This is a genomic window from Micromonospora sp. NPDC020750 (assembly GCF_044334565.1).
GTDB lineage: Bacteria > Actinomycetota > Actinomycetes > Mycobacteriales > Micromonosporaceae > Micromonospora.
In genome coordinates this window covers 73863-92334 of record NZ_JBIRTH010000012.1, presented here as the reverse complement: position 1 = coordinate 92334, position 18472 = coordinate 73863, and the positions used below count along the sequence as shown (strand labels likewise).

Genomic DNA, 18472 nt, shown 5'->3' with positions numbered 1-18472 from the left:
GAATCAGCACGCATGTCACCGTAGTGACGGCCATTCCGCCGCGCATCGGACCACCGTCCGATGCGCCGAGGGGACGTCGCCACGCAGGCTGGCGCGGTGCTGATCCGAACGCTGACCGCCCTGATCCTCGCCGCCCCGACCGCGCCCACCGCCCCGGCCGTGGAGATCATCCCGGCCACGATCGACGCGGCGGTCCAGTCGTACCGCGAGGTCACGGGCGTGCCGGGCGTCGCGGTCGCCGTCACGCGGGGTCGCACCGTGATCCATACCGCGGGCTACGGGAACACCGCACAGGGCGACGCCGTCACGGACCGTACCGTCATGGCTGTCGCCTCGGTCAGCAAGTCCATGACGGCGCTGGCCGTTCTGCAGCTGGTCGACGCCGGCCGCATCCAGTTGGACGTTCCCGTGCGCAGCTACCTGCCGGAGTTCACCCTGGCGGACGAGCGCGTCGCGCAGGTCACCGTACGGCAGCTGCTCCACCACACCTCGGGGATGTCGGACCGGACGTACAAGTCGTTCAGCGGCCCTGCGGTGCACAACCTGCAGGAAGCGGTCGCCTCGATGCGTGCCGCCCGCCTGGCGGCCGACCCGGGCACCCGGTTCGAGTACCACAACCCCAATTACCAGGTCGCCGCGCGTCTGGTCGAAGTCGTCAGCGGCCAGCCGTTCGACGCCTATCTGCGGCAGCAGGTGTTCGGCCCCCTCGGCATGGTGGACAGCCGGACCATCAACACCGCCGACGAGCTACCGCCCAGCAGCCGCGGTCACCTGATGATCGCCGGCACACCCGTCGCCCTGCCGGAACCTCCTGCGTTCGGCGCCGGCTCCGGCGCTGTGCTGAGCACCGCCCACGACATGGCCGCCTGGCTCATCTGCCAGAGCAACCACGGCCGCGGCCCCGACGGCACGCCGGTCGTCTCTGCCGACGCTGTCGCCGACATGCAGCGCCCATCCGCCGACGACTACGGCCTGGGCTGGCAGAGCGACACCACCGGCTCCGGCGCACCGCTGATCGAACACGACGGCGACATGATGACGTTCACCGCCTACCAGGCCATCCTGCCCGGCAGTGGGTACGGCGTCGCGGTGATGGCCAACACCGGAACTCTGCACCGCGACGCCCAGGCCATCGGGGCGCGCCTCATCGACCTCATCGAAGGACGCGCCCCGTCGCGCCCCAACACGTCCCTGGTCTGGATTGACATCACCATCCTGATTCTCGTGCTCGCCGTGGCGCTGCTGGGCGCACGCGGGATCCGCCAGACCCGCGGCTGGGCTACCAACCGCCGTCCTGACTGGGGTATCGCCGCCCGGCTCCTGCCCTACTTGCTGCCGTTGGCCCTTCTTGTCGAGCTCGACCGTGTGGTGAGCTTCCTCTATCGCGGCCGTGACATCTCCTGGCTTCAGACGGCCTACCTCTATCCCACCTTCACGCTGCTGCTCGCGGCGGCATCAGCCGCTGGCATCGCGGTCATCGTCAGCCGGCTGACGCTACTCGTTCGCAATCCGCAGCGGTAGTTCCTCACCTACAGCAGGTCGATCAGGTCCCGTCCACAGCGGGCCGACAAAAGGAAAGGCAAGGAGATTATCCACTCCTTGCCACTCTCAATATATAGCGCACTGGGGGCCTTGCGGCAAGACCCGGGTCGTGCCGCAGAATCTCCAGCCGAAGCCAGAACCTGCGGTAATCAGGGATTCGCGAAGTGCGTTGCCTCTGGTCGACGGCGGGGTCTCGCGGGACGTCGAACCGCTGGTGGGACTAGCGGTGCGGATGCGCGCACTCGGCGCGGAGGTGCGGGTTACTGCGCGGGCGACTGGCCGAAATGCAAGCTTGTTCATTGGGGGTTTCCATGATTGACGTCATCATTGCCGGCGGCGGACCGACCGGCTTGATGCTGGCCAGCGAGTTGCGGCTGCACGGCGTGCACGCGCTCGTGCTGGAGAAGGAGACGGAGCCGGCCAGGTATGTCCGCGCGCTCGGCCTGCACGCGCGCAGCATCGAGGTGATGGCCCAACGCGGCCTGCTGGAGCGGTTCCTCGCGCTCGGCCAGCAGTACCCGGCCGGTGGTTTCTTCGCCGGCATCCCCAAGCCGTCGCCCGGCCGGCTGGACACCGCACATCCGTACGTCCTCGGCATCCCGCAGACCGTCACCGATCGCCTGCTGGCCGAGCACGCCATCGAGGTCGGCGTCGAGATCCGGCGCGGCCGTGAACTGGTCGGGCTGAGCCAGGACGACCACGGGGTGACCGTCGAGCTGGCCGACGGCACGCAGTTGCGCTCGCGCTACCTCGTCGGCTGCGACGGCGGCCGGAGCACGGTGCGCAAGCTGCTCGGCGTCGGCTTCCCCGGCGAGCCCACCAGGGTCGACACGCTGCTGGGCGAGATGGAGGCGGCCGTGCCGCCGGAGACGCTGGCCGCCGTGATGGCCGAGGTCCGCAAGACGCAACTGCGGTTCGGCGCCGGGCCCCTCGCGGACGGGGTGTACCGCATCGTCGTGCCCGCCGACGGGGTGGCCGAGGACCGTACGGTCCCACCGACCCTTGAGGAGTTCAAGCAACAGCTGCGGGTCCACGCCGGCACCGACTTCGGCGTGCACTCACCGCGCTGGCTCTCCCGCTTCGGCGACGCCACCCGGCAGGCCGAGCGCTACCGGGTCGGCCGGGTGCTGCTGGCCGGCGACGCGGCGCACGTCCACCCGCCGTTGGGCGGGCAGGGGCTCAACCTCGGCATCCAGGACGCGTTCAACCTGGGCTGGAAACTGGCCGCCGAGGTCAACGCCTGGGCACCGGAGGGGCTGCTGGACAGCTACCACGCCGAACGGCACCCGGTCGCTGCCGACGTGCTGGACAACACCCGCGCGCAGACCGTACTGATGTCCACCGAGCCGGGTCCCCGGGCAGTGCGCCGGCTGGTGGCGGAACTGATGAACTTCGAGGACGTGAACCGGTACCTGACCGAGAAGATCACCGCGATCGGGGTCCGCTACGACTTCGGCGAGGGGCATGAACTGCTCGGCCGGCGGCTGCGGGACGTGGGGCTGAAGCGGAGGCGCCTCTACGAGCTGTTGCACGGCGGCCGAGGGCTGCTGCTCGACCAGACCGGCCGGCTCTCGGTGTCGGGTTGGGCGGATCGGGTCGACCACGTCGTCGACGTCAGTGAGGAACTGGACGTGCCCGCCGTGCTGCTGCGGCCGGACGGCCACGTGGCGTGGGTCGGTGAAGACCAGCAGGATCTGCTCAGCCACCTGCCCAGGTGGTTCGGCGCTGCCGTCAGCTGAGCGCGTAACTGTGGCTCGACAGGGCGGGACGGGCCAGCACCAGCCAGCGGGCCGTTCGGCTGGTCAGGACCGGCTCGCCGCCGTCGTGCTGGACCGGCTGTTCCCGACCCCGCCGGGGGCGGCGGCGCGGTGGCCCCGCCGCCCCCGGGTCGGTGTCAGCGCGGTGACGGCAGGCCGGTGTCCACCGCGGACATCAGGGTGCCGGCGGTGGTGTCGCCGGACATTTCCCAGATCATGCCGCCGAGCAGGTTCTGCTGCTTGGCCCAGGTGGTCTTCTGGCCGATCGACCACGGGTCGTCGAAGCTCCACCACTGCCCGCCGTTGCCGGTGAAGCAGTACGACGAGACCGACTGGGTGTCGTGGTGGACGGTGCAGCCGGGCACCATCGCGAGCAGGTTGGCGTACCCGCGGGTGCCCGCCTCCTCGGCGAACTGGCCGGGCGCCGCCCCGGTGGCGGTCTGCCACTCCCCGTTGGCCGAGCCGCCGCCCGGCAGGGTTCCGGCGGCGACCCCCTGCCAGCCCCGGCCGTAGAAGGCGAAGCCGACGGTGAGCTGGCGCGGGTTGACCCCGGCGGCGGTGTACGTGCGCACGGCGCGTTCGACGCTGAACTCGAACGGGTACGGGTCCTGCGCGTCGCGGTACAGGTTGCCCTGGTGCCCGGTCCGGTTCGGCTCCCACGAGTTGTCGCTGCCGGCGCCGTGGAAGTCGTACCCCTGCACGTTGGCGAAGTCGAGGTAGTCGAAGACGCTCGGCGTGCCGTCGGCGCGGCTGATGTCCCACCCCGCGTCGATCTTCGCCGGATCGGCCGGGGTGAACGCGGTCAGCAGGTACTGCTTGCCGGTGGTCGCGCCGAGTTCGTTCATCTGCCGGCGGAACTCGGCGAGCAGCGCCGTGTTGTTGGCCTTGTCCTGCGGCCCCCAGTGGTTGCCGGGGTGCCCTTCGGCGCCGGGCCACTCCCAGTCGAGGTCGATGCCGTCGAAGATGCCGGCCGCGGTGCCCGGCCCGCCGGAGTTACCGGCTACCGGCAGGTTGCCCCGCAGGTAGATGTCCAGGCACGAGCGGACCAGCTTCTCCCGGCTCGCGGGGGTCGCCGCGGCGTCGGAGAAGAACTTGGAGTACGTCCAGCCTCCGAGCGAGATCAGGATCTTCAGGTGCGGGTGCTTGGCCTTCAGCTTCTTGAGCTGGTTGAAGTTGCCGCGCAGCTTCTCCCAGCCGGTGTCGGCCACACCGTCCACCGACTGCGCCGCGCTGAACGGTCGGCCGTAGTCGGCGTCGGCGTCGCCCGCGCCGGTGCCCTGGTCGGGGTCCTGCGGGTTCTGGGTGGTGCCCCGGGTGACGCCTTGCAGGCAGGTCAGGTTCACCGGGTCGAGGTTGGCGAAGGAGTAGTTGATGTGGGTCAGCTTCGCTGCGGCGCCAGACGTGTCGAGGTTCTTCACGAAGTACTGCCGGCCGTAGATTCCCCATTGGACGAAGTAGCCGACCTTGGCGTACCGGCCGGCGCCCATCACGTCGTCGGTGGTGACGGTGACCGGCGCGCTGGCGGGCGAGACGTTGTCGTAGGTGTCGCGGGCGCGGACGGTGAAGGTGTACGCGGTCAGTGCGGTGAGTCCGCCGACGGTGATGCTGGTGCCCGTGCCGTTGACCGTGGCGGCCAGTTGGGTGCCGCGGTAGACGTCGTACCCGGCGATGCCGCTGGCGTCGTTGACGGCGTTCCACGCGAGCGTGACGCTGTTGGCGGTCACGGCGGTGCTGCGCAGGCCACCGGGTGCCGGCGGGGCGGCGGTGTCGTCGGCCGGGTTGAGCGTGGTGGCCGACGCGGTGGCGCTCGCCGGCGAGGTGTTGCCGCGGGTGTCCTTGGCCACGACGGCGAAGGTGTACGGGGTGTTCGGCGTCAGCCCGCCGACGGTCGCCGCAGTGCCGGTGACCGTCGCGACGACGGTCCCGCCGCGCAGCACGTCGTACCCCGCGATCGGGAAGTCGGTGGCGGTGGCGGCGGTCCAGGTCAGCGACAGGGTCTTGGTGGTCCGCCCGCTGACCGTGAGGCCGGTCGGCGTGCCCGGCGCCCGGTCGGGGCTACCGTCGCACTTGTTGCCGTTGACCCGGCAGTTCGTCGGCGCGGTGGCCGTGCCGGTCGCGATGTACCAGAAGCTGTACGGCTCGGTGCTGCCACCGGCCGCGACGGTGCCGTTGTAGTGCGCGTTGACGACCGTGACGTGGTCGCCGACCCGGGTGACGGTGCCGTGGTAGGCGTTGCCCATGGTCACCCCGGCCGGCAGGTCGAACTCGAGGGTCCACCCGGAGACCGCGGTCGGCGTCGGGTTGCTGATGACGTACTTGTCCATCCGCCACGAGCCGTTGTCGGACGAGGAAAAGGTGGCGGTGAGGCCGGCGGCGGCATAGGCCGCGGTCGACGGCGCGACGATGGCGCCGACCACGGCCAGCAGGACCGCGACGGCCAGCGGCAGGCGGGTGGATCTTCGCGGACCGGTACGACCGCCCATGACGTCCTCCTTTTAGGAAACTTTCCTAAAAGTTAAATCGGCGGCGATCGATAAGTCAAGGCCGTCACCGCGGAGCGCGGAACCTCCCTGGGCTGCAAGGCCCGGGGTAGGTGACGTGACGACTGGGAACGGTCTCCTGATGGCGAAGTCACGGCACAAACTTCAGCCCTCCCCGGAGGCCATCGCCGAGCTGACCAGCCTGCTGGCCCCCGGGGAAGGCGCCCGGCGCCAAGGGGGGCGGCACACCAGCCGCACAGCCGGGGGACGCAGTGCTCGCCCTGCTCCTCCTCCACCGCGTCCAGGGGCCACCGGCCCGGCCGGGTTGGTGAACAGCGGGCACTGCGTCGGTCAGGCGCGGCGGCGCCAGGGCCGCCACCAGCCCTGACGGCTTCGCGGCTGCGTCGGTTGCGGTGCGGGGTCGGTCTCCGCCCGGGACCGGTCCCGGGCCGCGCGCCACTGTCGGACCACCTCGTCGGCGTTGGCGGGCCGGACGACGACCCTCGGCCCGGTCGGGTTGCGCAGCCAGGCGAGGACCTGCGCGTTGAGGTCGCCCACATACGCCCGCACGGCCTGCTCGGTGGGCAGGTTCCGCACCTCCTCGGGGATCCGCTCGATCCGGCGGCGCAGTTGCAGCGGGGTGGGCAGCAGCAGGGCGGCGGGCAGCGCCTCACGCTCCAGGAAGCTCTTGATCCACCACGACTCGTCGTAGGGGGTGTTTCGTCCCGGGAGCGGCTTGCCCATGCCGGGCAGGTTGTCGAACTCCCCGCGCTCCTGGGCGGTGCGGATCTGCGCCTCGGCCGCCGCTTCCCACCTGTCGGTCACCGTCGCCACCTCCCGCACCCACCGTAACCTCTGCCGTCTGGGGCAGCGTCGCGTCGCCGCAGGGCATTCCCCGTCAGGCCTGGACGCGGCGGGGGGCCGGCGGTGCCCCGCGGACGTGCCGGTGCCCGTCGCGGGGAAACGGCGCGCGGGCCGGCAGGATCTCGCGCAACAGGTAGCCGGTCTTCTCGGCCACCCGGCACGAGGCCAGGTTGTCGACCTGGTGCAGCAGTTCCAGCCGGGCCAGCCCGGTCGCGGCGAACCTGGTGAACGCCCAGCCGGTGACCGCCTCCACCGCCCGGGGCGCGACGCCGCGCCCGCGCGCCCAGGCGGCCGTCCAGTAACCCACCTCGGCGTGTTCGCGGCCGGGCAGGACCTCCTTGAGCACCACCGTGGCGACGAGCCGGTCCGCTGCGGCGGGTCGAGGCTCCAGCACCGCGAAGCTGAACCGGCTGCCGGCGGCCCAGCCCTGCCGGCTGCGGGTCACCCATCGCCGGGCGCCGTTGACGTCGTCGATGGGGTGGCGCACCCAGCGGCGCAGCTCCGGGTCGCGGTAGACCTCGATCAGCTCGGCGATGTCCGCGTCGCACCACGGGCGGAGCAGCAGCTCGGGGCGGTGGGCGGTCGCGGGAGCCCGCAGCAGGACCGGCATCCCCGTAGTGTGGCCCATCGCGTCGGTCGGGTGCTGCCCCCGTCGGACCGCCCGCAGGCCGGGCCCGGCGGCGTCGTCGAGCCGGCCTGGGCCTGACCCGGATCGCCGCGCCGGTCAGCCGGTGGCGTCGCGGTGGCGGCGGACGAGGCCCTCTGCCAGCGGCGCGCCGTCGAGGTCACCGGCGGCCACCCGGCCGGCGACGGTGCGCCGCACGAGGCGGTCGGCGAGCGCGGGCGCGTGCCGGGCCAGGGCCAGCTCGAGGCGTCCCCGGGCGGTGGTGGAAACGTCGCGCGGCGCGCGGCGGGCGGTGGCGGCGCGCAGGATCGCCGCGATGACGCCCTCGACGGATTCCAGCCGGGACACCCCCCGCAGGGACAGGCCGGCGCGGGAGGTGCTGTCGTGGATGGGTGAGGCGACCATGCTGGGGTAGACGACGCTGACCCCGACGTGGGTGCCGACCTCCAGCCGCAGCGCGTCGGCGTACGCGACGAGGGCGCGCTTGCTGACCCCGTACGCGGCCGCGAGGGGTAGCGGCAGGACCGCCATCCGGCTGGCCACGAAGATCACCCGGCCGCGGGCATCGACGAGGGCGGGCAGGGCGGCGGCGGTGGTCCGCCACGCGGCGAGCAGATTCACCTCGATCTGCTGGCGCACGGTGTCGTCGGGCGCCAGTTCGGCCGGGGCGGGTCCGCCGACGCCGGCGTTGTTGACCAGCAGGTCGAGGCCGCCGAGCCGGGCGACGGCGGCGCGCACGGCCGCGGTCGTGGCGTCCGGGTCGGTCAGGTCGACGCCGAGCACCGGCACTCCGGCGGTGGTGCCGGGGTACAGGTCGAGGCCGATGACGCGGGCATCGGCGGCGGCCAGGGCCGCGCACAGCTCACGTCCGAAGGTGCCCCGGGCGCCGGTGACGACGACCCGGCGGCCGGTCAGGGCGCTCATCGCGTTGTCCGGGCTCGGCGGACGCCGGCGGCCAGTTCCCGGCGCAGGTCGGCCAGGTACGCGTCGAAGTCGACCCGCATCGCCGGTCGGCGCTGCCCCCACCGGGCGGTGGCGGCGCGCAGCTCGGCCCGGCAGGCGGCCCGCCGCCGGTCCGCGTCGGGCAGGGCGTACCGGCCGGCCAGGTGCGCGGCGACGAGCCGGGCCTGCGCCTCGACCAGGGGGAACGCGGCTCCGGTGGACTGCATGAGCCCGACGAACGCCAGGCCGGGGGCGTCGAGGTGGAACACGTGCCGGTACAGCGGGAGGGTGTCGGGGCCGGCGCCGAGCAGCGCCGGGTCGAGGAAGTCCACGGCGACGCGGTAGCCGGTGCACCACACGACGAGGTCGATCTCGTCGACGCGGCCGTCGGTGAACTCGACCCGGTCGCCGTGGAAGGCGGCGATGCCGGGGCGGGTCTCGACGGCGCCGTGGGTGAGCCGGGACAGCAGGGTGTCGGAGAGGGTGGGGTGGTCCTGCAGGAAGCCGTGGGTGGGGGCGGGCAGGCCGTAACGGGGCGGTGGGCCGACGGTGGCGGCGAGCATGCCCTGGCTGATCCGTTGACGCAGCCGCCAGGGCAGCCGGCGCGCGAGCGCCCCGTTGAGGGTGTCCGACGGGCGGCCGAGCAGGTACTTGGGCACCACCCACACCCCCCGGCGCAGGGACAGCAGGGTGCGCCGGGCGGCGTGGGAGGCGTCCACGGCGATGTCCATCGCGGAGTTGCCGCCGCCGACGACCAGGACCCGCCGGCCGGTGAGCTGCTCGGGGCCCCGGTAGTCGTGGCTGTGCAGCTGTTCGGCGGCGCAGTCACCCGGGTAGCCGGGCTCGGGTGGGCGGGGCACCCGGTTGTGGCCGTTGGCGACGACGACCGCCTCCACGTCGACCTCGACGGGGCCGTGCGGGCCGGTGGCCCGTACCGTCCAGCGGCCGTCGGCGCCGGGGGCGACGTGGGTGACGGTGTGTCGCAGTGCGACGGCGTCGAGCAGCCCGAAGCGTCGCGCGTAGTCGTTCAGGTAGCCGGCGACGCGGGTGTGGTCGGGGTAGTCGGGCCAGTGCGCCGGCATGGGGTGGTCGGCGAACTGGGTGCGGGTCCTGCTGGTGTTCAGGTGCAGGGTGCGGTAGGCGGGCGAGTCGGGGGCCCCGTACACCCACAGGCCGCCGACGGTGTCGGCGGCCTCGTAGGCCACGGCGGTGATGCCGACGTCGGCGAGGGCCTTGAGGGTGGCCAGGCCGGCGGCGCCGGCGCCGACGACCGCGACCCGTGGCGGTGCCCCCATGCGGTCCCCCTCGACAGTTAATCCAACGCCTGCCGGATAATGCGCGGACCGGGCCCCGCTCGTCAAGCCGGCGGGCCGTACAGGGCATCGAGCAGCCGGCGCAGGAACGCCCGGAACTCCCGCCGCTCCCGTGCCGGCGACCCCCCGGGGGTGGCCAGCGCCACCACGTGCGCGTGCACCGCCCACACCAGGCTGCGCACCGTGACGTGCGGGGTCGGCTCGACCAGTGCCCCGCCGGCCGCGGCGGCGGCCAGCAACTCCTCCACCAGGTCGTACAGGGGAGTCGCGTAGCGCTGGTCCAGCTCGGCGTGCCGGTCCGGCTCCAGCCAGCGGCGCAGCCACAGCGCGGTGGTCTCCGGCCGGCCCTCCAGGAAGTCGACGAACACGTCGAGCAGGTCGTACAGGGCGCGCCGTGCCTGCAGCGGCCCGGCGTCGAGGGCTTCGCGGGCCCGCGCCGCCCCGGCCTCCAACACCGCCCGCTCGGCGGCGAACACCCGGGCGAAGCAGGCGTCGTAGAGCTGCGCCTTCGTACCCGTGTGGTGGGAGACCGTGGCCACGTCGACGCCGGCGGCCGCGGCGACCTCCCGCAGCCCGACGGCGTCGACGCCGCGGGCGGCGAACAGTGCGGTGGCGGCGGCGAGCACCACCTCGCGGGTGTCTCGGGTGTCGGAACGCCGGGGCCGACCCGGTCGCCGTCGGGGCATGGTCACGGCCGCCATTGTCCCCCTACAATCCAGCAACCGTTGGATTGGGGGCGGCGTGCCGCCGGAGGGACGCAAACCTATGACCGGGCTCGACACCCGCGACCGCACGCCGGGCACCCGCCTGCCGCGCGGGCCGCTGCTCGGCTTCGCCACCGGCTCGCTCGGCATGGGCGTCTGGGTCACCGTACCCGGGTTGCTGCTGCTGTACTTCCTCACCGACGTCCTCGCCGTGGCGCCGTGGCTGGCCGGCCTGACGCTGCTGGCGCCGAAGGTCGCCGACGTGCTGCTGCACCCGTGGGTGGGGCACCGCTGCGACGTGCAGCAGGCCCGCCGCGGGGACCGGCGACCCCTGCTGCTGGTCGGCTGCCTGCTGCCGGTGGCGTTCGCCGCGCTGTTCGCCGTACCCGGCGGGCTCACCGGTGCGCCGGCGGCGGGCTGGGTGGCGGTGTGCTTCGTCGCCGGGAACCTGCTCTTCGCCGCCTACCAGGTGCCCTACCTGGCCACCCCGGCCGACCTGCGGATCGGCTACCACGAGCGGACCCGGCTGATGGCGTTCCGGATGGTGGTGCTCACCGCCGGGATCCTGGTCGCCGGCCTGCTGGCGCCACTGCTGACCGGCGGGGACACCGCGACACGGGCCGGCTACCAGCGGATGGGACTGCTGCTGGGCGTGGGCGCCCTCGCGGCGATGCTGGTCGGGATGACGGGCATCGGCCGGCTGCGCCTGGCCGCCGGGACGTCGGGCGACGGCCACGCCCCGGACGGGTGGCGGGTACTGGTCGCGGCGCTGCGCGACAGGCAGTTCCGCTGGCTGGTCGCCGCGTACCTGGCGATGTCGACCACCACGCACCTGGTGCTCGCCGGGGTGCCCTACTACGCCGAGTACGAGCTGGGCCGTCCCGCGCTGACCACCGTGCTGGTCGCGGCGTTCGTCGCCCCGGCGCTGCTGGTCACCCCCGGCTGGCTGGCGGTGGCCCGGCGGGTCGGCAAGCAGCGGGCGCTGCTGGCCGCGCAGGGCGCGTTCGCCGCCGGGTCGCTGGTGCTCGCCGTGGGCCGACCGGCGGGCCTGCCGGTGCTGGTCGCGGCGGTGGCGGTGCTCGGGGTGTCGTTCGCCGGGATGCAACTGCTGCCGTTCGCGATGGTGCCCGACGTCATCCGCGCCGCGGGCGCCACCGGCGCGGGCACCTACACCGGGGTGTGGACGGCCACCGAGGCCACCGGCGCGGCGTTGGGCCCCTACACGTACGCGCTGTGCCTCGCCGCCGGCGGGTTCGTCGCCTCGGCCGGCGGCGAGCCGGTCGCCCAACCCGGCGCGGCGCTCACCGCGATCCGCTACGGATTCGGGTTGCTGCCGGCCGCGCTGATGCTCGCCGCGTTGCTGGCGCAGCGCCGCTACACCCTCGACGGCGCGGCCCGCGCCGCCGGCTGACCCGCCCGCCCGGCGCCCCCGGCAGAGCGGCGTGGCTAGACTTCCGCCTCGATGGACGCCCAGCCCTCCCCCACCGAGGCCCGTCCCTGCGCGCACTGCGGCCGGGACGTGCCGCAGCGGGCCGGCGCGGGCCGGCCGTTCCGCTACTGCCGGGACAACGACGGCGCCTGCCAGCGGGCGTCACGCAACAACCGGATGCGGCACCGCAACGCCCCGGGCCTGCCCGGGCAGGTCGCCCGCACCTGGGAGGCCGTGGACCGGCTCGACCAGGTGGTGGAGACCCTCACCGAGGCGCTGCACGCCGAACTGTCCCCGGCGGGGGTGGAACGGCAACTGGCGCAACTACGCGCCGAGACCGCCGCCGAACTGGCCCAGGCACACACCGAACGCGACGAGGCCCGCCGCGACGCCGAGGACGCGGCGGCAGGCGCCGCCCGAGCCCGTCAGGAGGCCCGCACGGCCGCAGCCGAGGCCGACGCCGCCCGCGAGCGGACCGAACGGGCCGAGGCCGACGCGGCCCGGGGCCGGGAACGGGCCGACGCCGCCGAGGTGGCCCGGGACTCCGCGCGCCGCGACAACGGGGCGGCGCAGGCGCTGCGGGTGCAGGCCGAACGGGACCGCGACGCCGCCCGGCACGAGCTGCGTACGGTGACCGGCGAACGCGACGACGAACGACGGCGGGCCGCCGACCTGACCGCCGAGCGGGACACCGCCGCCGCCGACGCGCGGCGCTCCGCCGACGCGGCGGATGAGGCACGGCGGCGCGCCGGGCAGGCCGACGCCGACGCCGAGCGGACCCGCGCCGACGCGCGGCGCTCCGCCGAGGCAGCAGAGGCGGCGCGCGTCGAGGCCGCCCGGGCCCGTGAGGAGACCGACCGGCTGCGCGCCGACGCGGGCGAGGCGCGCCGCGCCGCCGAGCAGGCGCACGCCGCGGCGACGGCGTCCCGACAGGAAGCCGCGGCGCTGTCGGCGCGGCTGGCCGAGGCCGACGCGGCCCGCGACGCCGTCGCCAGCCAGTTGGCCGCCGCCCGGGAGGCGACGGCTGCCGTGCAGGGTCGCCTCGGTGAGCTGGAGGCCCGCCTCGGCGCGGCCGAGGCCGACCGGGACGCCGCGCAGCGGCGCTCGGCGCAGCTCGTCGACCAGGTCAGCGACCTGGCCGCCGCACTGGCCCGGCTCGGTGCCGCACCACGCTGACGTGTCCCTGACCTTTCAGTGGATGCCGACCATCAGCCGGCGGAGGTGCCGGGAGAACATCACCGCGCCGAGGCCCAGCAGCGCCGACGCCACGCCGAAGACGAGGAAGTAGGTCGGCTCCGGCCACGCCTCGGCGAGCCGGGCCACCTGACCGCCGATGGCGTCACCGACGGCGGTGGCCAGGAACCACAGGCCCATCATCTGGCTGGCGTACTTCACCGGGGCGAGTTTCGTGGTGGCGGACAGGCCGACCGGACTCAGCGACAACTCCCCGGCGACCTGGATGGCGAAGACCGCCACCAGCCACCACGGGGAGACCAGGTCACCGCCGACGGCGGCCTGCGCGGCGGCGGCCATCAGCACGAAGGACAGGCCGTTGAGCACCAGGCCGACGGCGAACTTCACCGGGGTGGAGACCCGGTGGCCCAGCCGCAGCCACAGCCACGCGAACAGGGGCGCCCCGATGATGATCAGGATCGGGTTGACCGACTGGAGCCAGGACGCGGGGAAGGTGAACCCGAACACGTCCCGGTCGGTGCGGTCGGCGGCGAAGATGTTCAGCACCGACCCGGCCTGGTCGTAGATGAGCCAGAACGAGGCGGCGAACACGAACAGCCACACGTACGCCTTCATCCGGCTGCGTTCGGTGCCGCTGAGTTCCCGGTCGGTGAGGATCCGCGTGAAGTACCCGACGGTGACCAGCACGGTGGTGGCGGTGAGCAGGTTGACCATGGTGTCGACGGTGAACAGCCCGGCGACGGCCAGGGCTGCCAGAACCACCGCCAACGCGCCGGCGGCCACCCCGACGCGGGTCAGCGCGCGGCGGCGGTCGGCGCCGAGCAGCGGGTCGGCGGGGCGGGCGCCGGCGTCGCCGAGGTGCCGCCCACCGATCACGTACTGGATCACCCCGAAGGTCATGCCGACGGCGGCGACGGCGAACCCCAGGTGCCAGTTGATCCGCTCGCCGAGGAAACCGGTGATCAGCGGGGCGACGAAACCACCCAGGTTGATGCCCATGTAGAACAGGGAGAACCCGGCGTCGCGGCGCGGGGAGTCCCGGTCGTACAGGTCGCCGACCATGGTGGAGATGTTGGGTTTGAGCAGCCCGGTGCCGACGACGATCAGCGCCATGCCGGCGAAGACGCTCCAGCCCACCGGGATCGCCATCACGTAGTGGCCGCAGGCGATGGTGACACCGCCCCACAGCACGCTGCGGCGGGCGCCGAGGAGCCGGTCGGCGACCCACCCGCCGGGCAGCGCCATCAGGTACACCATCGCGTTGTACGCGCCGTACACGGCGGTGGCGGTGGACTGGCGCAGACCGCCGCCGTCGTCGGCGACCGCGGCAGTCAGGTACAGCACCAGAATCGCCCGCATGCCGTAGAAGCTGAACCGTTCCCACATCTCGGTGAGGAACAGGGTGGCCAGGGCGCGGGGGTGGCCGAAGAAGGTCCGGCCGGCGGGCGGCCGGTGGTCGACCGGCGCGTCACTCGACATCGACACCTCCGCACGGCTGGGGTTCGATAACATCCCCGTAAACCGCCGAAACACTCCCACCGACTCGACCGGCCGGGGCGACCCCGCCGGGTGCATGTCCTGTCCGGCTACCCTTGCGGGGCGACGGCCGTGCCGCGCCCCACCGGGTGGGCGGGTTCCGGCCCGCCAGGGCGGGGAATGGCCCGGCCGGCACGGACCGTTACACGAGAAGACCAGCACCACGAGCGAGGGGAAGTCGATCATGGGCGAGCGTATGCTGCGCGGAAGCCGTCTGGGCGCGGTCAGCTACGAATCCGACCGCAACACGGAGCTCGCGCCGCGTCAGACCCGCGAGTACCTCTGCGCCAAGGGCCACCAGTTCGAGGTGCCGTTCGCCGTCGACGCAGAGGTCCCCACCACCTGGGAATGCAAGTTCGACGGCAGCGTCGCCCGGCTGGTCGACGGCAACGAGCCGGAGCAGAAGAAGGCCAAGCCGCCGCGCACCCACTGGGACATGCTGCTGGAGCGCCGCTCCATCGCCGAACTGGAGGACATCCTCGCCGAGCGGCTGCAGGAGGTCCGCACCCGCCGCGGCCGAGCCTGAACGCCAGCCCCGAACAGCACAAACGCCCCCGGGAGATCACTCACCGGGGGCGTTCGCGCATGTCCCGCCCAAGACCGACGCTTCCCGCGTCGACGTCAACGGCCGGGTTCGACGATCTCCCCCTCGATGGCCCGGCCACCGTCGACCACTGTCGGCTCGACCGGCGCCTCGTCGGACGGGGAGGGCTGGGCCGCACCACGGCGCACCCGCACCACCCGCGGCCCGAACAGGTCACCGGCGACCATCGACGACACCCGCCGCTCCGCGGCCCGCCGCACCCCGGCCCGGGTGAGCCGCCGCACCGGCGGCACCAGCAGCAACGCCCCCACCACACCACTGACCAGACCCGGCACCGCCAGCAGCAACGCCCCCAACAACCCCACCAGCCCGTCGGTGACCTGCGGGCCGGGCGGCTGACCCGCCTGCGCCGCCGCCCGGAACCCCCGCCACGCCCGCATACCCTCACGCCGCAGCAGCACCAGCCCCAGCAGCGACGCCGCGAACACCAACAGCACCGCCGACCCGAACCCGACCAGCCGGCCGACCCCGACGAACACCGCCAGTTCCACCAGCACCGCCAGCAGCGCCGCCACCGGCACGAATTTCAGTCCTCGGCGCATCTCACCCCATCGGCCGTTCCGACATCCCGCCGTTCAAGCATGACACGCCGCCGGTCACGGCCACCGCGCCTGACCGGCGCGGGTGCCGTACACCCCACGCCGCCACGCCGCCCGCCGGTCCTGCACCGCCCACACGCTGATCCGCCACAACGCCTCCGCGACGATCACCGGGCTCATCTTGCTCGCCCCCCGCTCCCGCTCGGCGAACGTGATCGGCACCTCCACGATCCGCGCCCCCGCCCGGTGCGCCAGCCGCGACAACTCCACCTGGAACGAGTAGCCCTGCGAACACACCGACCCCAGGTCCACGGCGTCCAACGCCGCCAACCGGTACACCCGGTACCCGCCGGTCGCGTCAGCCACCGGCATCCCCAACGCCACCCGCGCATACAGGTTCCCGCAACGCGACAGCAGCAGCCGCCGCAGCGGCCAGTCCACCACCTTCGCGCCCCGGCACCAGCGGGAACCGATCACCACGTCGGCGTCCCCGGCGGCAGCCAGCAACCGCGGCAAATCCTCCGGGGCGTGGGAACCGTCGGCGTCCATCTCCACCACCGCGTCGTAGCCGCGCTCCCGGGCCCACCCGAACCCCGCCAGGTAGGCGGCACCGAGGCCCTGCTTACCCGGCCGGTGCAACACCCGCACCCGAGCGTCGGTGGCGGCGAGCGCGTCGGCGATCGCCCCCGTACCGTCGGGGCTGTTGTCGTCGGCGATCAGCACGTCCACGTCCGGAGCGGCGGCGCGGACCCGCGCCACGATCGGCGACACGTTGTCCGCCTCGTTGTAGGTGGGGATGACCACCAACACCCGCCCCAACCCCGGCCGCCGCACCTGCGGACGCACACCCACCGCTCCGCTCACCGTTCCTCCGCCCCCGCCGACGCGACGCCGACGTGTCGCTACCGGGCGACGGCCGACCGTCGGCGCCGCCACACCGCCCCGGCCAGGGCGGCCACCGCCGCAGCGGTCAGCGCCGCCTCCGGCCACACCCCGACCCGGGTGGCCAGGGTGCGCCCGTCACCGAGGCGCAACTGGCGCAGCACCACGGCGCGGGTGTTGAACCCGGTGGCGTCGGATACCCGCCCATCCGGGGCCACGAACCCGGACACCCCGACCGTGGAGGCCATCAACGACGCGCGGCCGTGCTCCACCGCCCGCAGCCGCACCATCGCCAACTGCTGACGGGCCTCGGCGACGTCGAACGTGGCGTTGTTGGTCTGCACCACCAGCAGCTGCGCCCCACCGGTGACGGTGTCGCGGACCAACCCGTCGTAGGCCACCTCGAAGCAGATCACGTCGCCCAGGACCGCCGGGCCGGCGTCGACCACCCCGGCGCGGTCACCGGGCACCATGTCGCTGCGAACCCGGTCGACCTCTTTACTGACCATCCGCGCCACGTCCCGCAGCGGCACGTACTCGGCGAACGGCACCGGATGCCGCTTCGTGTACATCTGCTCCAGGTCCGGGCCGCTGCCGGGCCGCCACAGGATTCCCGCGTTGCGGCTCTGCCCCTCACCGGGACCCACCAGCACCGCCCCCACCAGGATCGGCGCCCGCACCGCGTCAGCCGCCGCACTGATCCGCTGCCCCGCCACCGGGCTGCGCAGCGGGTCGATGTCGCTGGCGTTCTCCGGCCACACCACCAGGTCCGGCTGCGGCCGCTGCCCCGCCGCGACCTGCGCCGCCAGGGCGAGGGTGGCCTTTACATGGTTTTCCAACACCGCCTGCCGCTGCGCGTTGAAGTCCAGGCCCAGCCGGGGCACATTGCCCTGCACCACCGCCACGGTGACCGTGCCGCCGCCCCCGGCGACCCCCACCGGCACCAACAACCCCACCGCGAGCACCCCGGCCGCACCCACCACCGCAGCCCCCGCCGTCCACCGTGACCGCGCCGCACCGCCCCGCCAGGGCCGCCACACCGCCGCCACCAGCAGACCACCGGCCACGGCGACGGCGAACGTCACCAGCGGCGCCCCACCCACCGCCGCCAGCCGCAGCGCCGGGGACTCGTCCTGGCTGAACGCCAACCGGCCCCACGGGAACCCCCCGAACGGGGCCCGCGACCGCAGCGCCTCCTGCCCCACCCACAGCACCCCGGTCAGCGCCGGCCACGACCACCGCCACCGGTCCACCAACGGCGACGCGTACGCCGCGGCCCCACCCAGCAACGCCACGTACCCGGCCTGCAACAACGACAACAACAGCCACGGCAGGTAACCCGTGTGCAGGTTCGTCCACGACAGCAGCGGGCCGAACAACGCCACGCCCGCCACGAAACCCAACCCCACACCGGCGCGCACCCGACGCCGGTGCACCGCCGCGCCCAGCAACGCCACCCCCACCGGCGCGGCCGGCCACCACCCGTACGGGGGGAACGCCACCAGCATCGCCAACCCGGCGACCACCGCCAACGGCACCGCCACCCGCAACGGCAACGGCCCCCCGCGACCGGCCCGCACCCCGGCCGCGGGACCAGACGGGTTCTGCGCGACAACCGTCACCGGCACCTCACCTGCGATCACACCGCCGAAGGCTACCCGTCCCAGCGCGGCACCCGGCGCGGCACCGCCCACCCGGGGCGGAAACGAAAATCGGGGCGCGGCAGCTGCCGCGCCCCGATGCTCCCAGGCCCTTCCCGGCCGGTGGGGCGAGGATCAGGCACGCCGACCTTCGGACCGACCCGACGGGAAACTGGCTGCCCCCGCCTGGCCGTTGTCTACTGGCCGTGCACCTCACCCTGCCCGTACACCGGTAACCGCGGCCGGTTCGCGCCGCCCCGCCGACCCCCGCCCGCTGGACCTGGCCGCCGCGACCCGAAGGTCACTCGGCCAGCGGACGAAGGGACGAAGCGAACAACAGCCGCTTCCCGTAGTAGGACTCAAAGACGGTACGTGCTGCACCCCACGCCCTGTCAACCCACCAACGGCCAGTCGTGCCGTT

At 73.7% G+C, this 18472-nt stretch carries 15 protein-coding genes; 5 read left to right on the top strand and 10 right to left on the bottom strand.

The features are described 5' to 3' along the window. Positions 1-96: 96 nt before the first annotated feature. Together ACH4T9_RS28785 and rox are read left to right on the top strand one after the other, a co-directional pair. On the top strand, positions 97-1521 hold the full coding sequence (locus ACH4T9_RS28785; RefSeq protein ID WP_396674291.1) for a serine hydrolase domain-containing protein: 1425 nt from the start codon (positions 97-99) through the stop codon (positions 1519-1521). Between the two features lie 332 nt (positions 1522-1853). Next, the gene (gene rox / locus ACH4T9_RS28780; RefSeq protein WP_396674293.1) at positions 1854-3281 is read left to right on the top strand and encodes a rifampin monooxygenase; all 1428 of its coding nucleotides are present in this window, start codon (positions 1854-1856) and stop codon (positions 3279-3281) included. A 155-nt stretch (positions 3282-3436) separates the two neighbouring features. Here the strand turns inward: rox and ACH4T9_RS28775 are convergent, their stop codons facing one another. The 6 genes from ACH4T9_RS28775 to ACH4T9_RS28750 form a co-directional block, all read right to left on the bottom strand. Continuing rightward, entirely contained in the window at positions 3437-5782 is a 2346-nt protein-coding gene (locus ACH4T9_RS28775) for a glycosyl hydrolase family 18 protein (protein ID WP_396674294.1), read from the bottom strand. Between the two features lie 348 nt (positions 5783-6130). Continuing rightward, the gene (locus ACH4T9_RS28770; RefSeq protein ID WP_396674295.1) at positions 6131-6604 is read right to left on the bottom strand and encodes a DUF1992 domain-containing protein; all 474 of its coding nucleotides are present in this window, start codon (positions 6602-6604) and stop codon (positions 6131-6133) included. Between the two features lie 73 nt (positions 6605-6677). After that, entirely contained in the window at positions 6678-7253 is a 576-nt protein-coding gene (locus tag ACH4T9_RS28765) for a GNAT family N-acetyltransferase (RefSeq protein ID WP_396674296.1), read from the bottom strand. Positions 7254-7367: 114 nt separating this feature from the next. Next, positions 7368-8192 carry an SDR family NAD(P)-dependent oxidoreductase gene (locus ACH4T9_RS28760; RefSeq protein WP_396674297.1) on the bottom strand — a complete coding sequence of 275 codons (825 nt, stop codon included), beginning with the start codon at positions 8190-8192 and terminating at the stop codon, positions 7368-7370. Further along, on the bottom strand, positions 8189-9505 hold the full coding sequence (locus ACH4T9_RS28755) for a flavin-containing monooxygenase (RefSeq protein ID WP_396674299.1): 1317 nt from the start codon (positions 9503-9505) through the stop codon (positions 8189-8191). The genes ACH4T9_RS28760 and ACH4T9_RS28755 overlap by 4 nt, the downstream gene beginning before the upstream one ends. A 62-nt stretch (positions 9506-9567) precedes the next feature. Continuing rightward, positions 9568-10209 (bottom strand): TetR family transcriptional regulator, encoded by a 642-nt coding sequence (locus ACH4T9_RS28750; protein ID WP_396674392.1) that lies wholly within the window; start codon positions 10207-10209, stop codon positions 9568-9570. 79 nt (positions 10210-10288) lie between these two features. Here ACH4T9_RS28750 and ACH4T9_RS28745 point away from each other — a divergent pair, with 79 nt between their 5' ends. Further along, entirely contained in the window at positions 10289-11638 is a 1350-nt protein-coding gene (locus ACH4T9_RS28745; RefSeq protein ID WP_396674300.1) for an MFS transporter, read from the top strand. A 51-nt stretch (positions 11639-11689) separates the two neighbouring features. Then, positions 11690-12832 (top strand): hypothetical protein, encoded by a 1143-nt coding sequence (locus ACH4T9_RS28740; RefSeq protein ID WP_396674302.1) that lies wholly within the window; start codon positions 11690-11692, stop codon positions 12830-12832. Between the two features lie 15 nt (positions 12833-12847). Here ACH4T9_RS28740 and ACH4T9_RS28735 read toward each other — a convergent pair whose 3' ends face one another. Further along, entirely contained in the window at positions 12848-14329 is a 1482-nt protein-coding gene (locus ACH4T9_RS28735) for a peptide MFS transporter (RefSeq protein WP_396674304.1), read from the bottom strand. Between the two features lie 241 nt (positions 14330-14570). Between ACH4T9_RS28735 and ACH4T9_RS28730 the strand changes: the two genes are divergently transcribed. Then, entirely contained in the window at positions 14571-14912 is a 342-nt protein-coding gene (locus ACH4T9_RS28730) for an RNA polymerase-binding protein RbpA (RefSeq protein WP_007460094.1), read from the top strand. A gap of 95 nt (positions 14913-15007) precedes the next feature. On the opposite strand, the gene ACH4T9_RS28725 is transcribed toward ACH4T9_RS28730, so the two are convergent. The 3 genes from ACH4T9_RS28725 to lnt are packed head-to-tail and all read right to left on the bottom strand — an operon-like array spanning position 15008 to position 17991. After that, complete coding sequence (locus tag ACH4T9_RS28725; RefSeq protein ID WP_396674305.1) at positions 15008-15532, bottom strand: FxsA family protein; 525 nt, start codon at positions 15530-15532, stop codon at positions 15008-15010. Positions 15533-15586: 54 nt separating this feature from the next. Beyond that, entirely contained in the window at positions 15587-16393 is an 807-nt protein-coding gene (locus ACH4T9_RS28720) for a polyprenol monophosphomannose synthase (protein WP_396674307.1), read from the bottom strand. A gap of 38 nt (positions 16394-16431) precedes the next feature. Beyond that, positions 16432-17991, bottom strand: coding sequence for an apolipoprotein N-acyltransferase (gene lnt / locus ACH4T9_RS28715; protein WP_396674393.1), 1560 nt, complete (start codon positions 17989-17991; stop codon positions 16432-16434). Positions 17992-18472 lie beyond the last annotated feature (481 nt).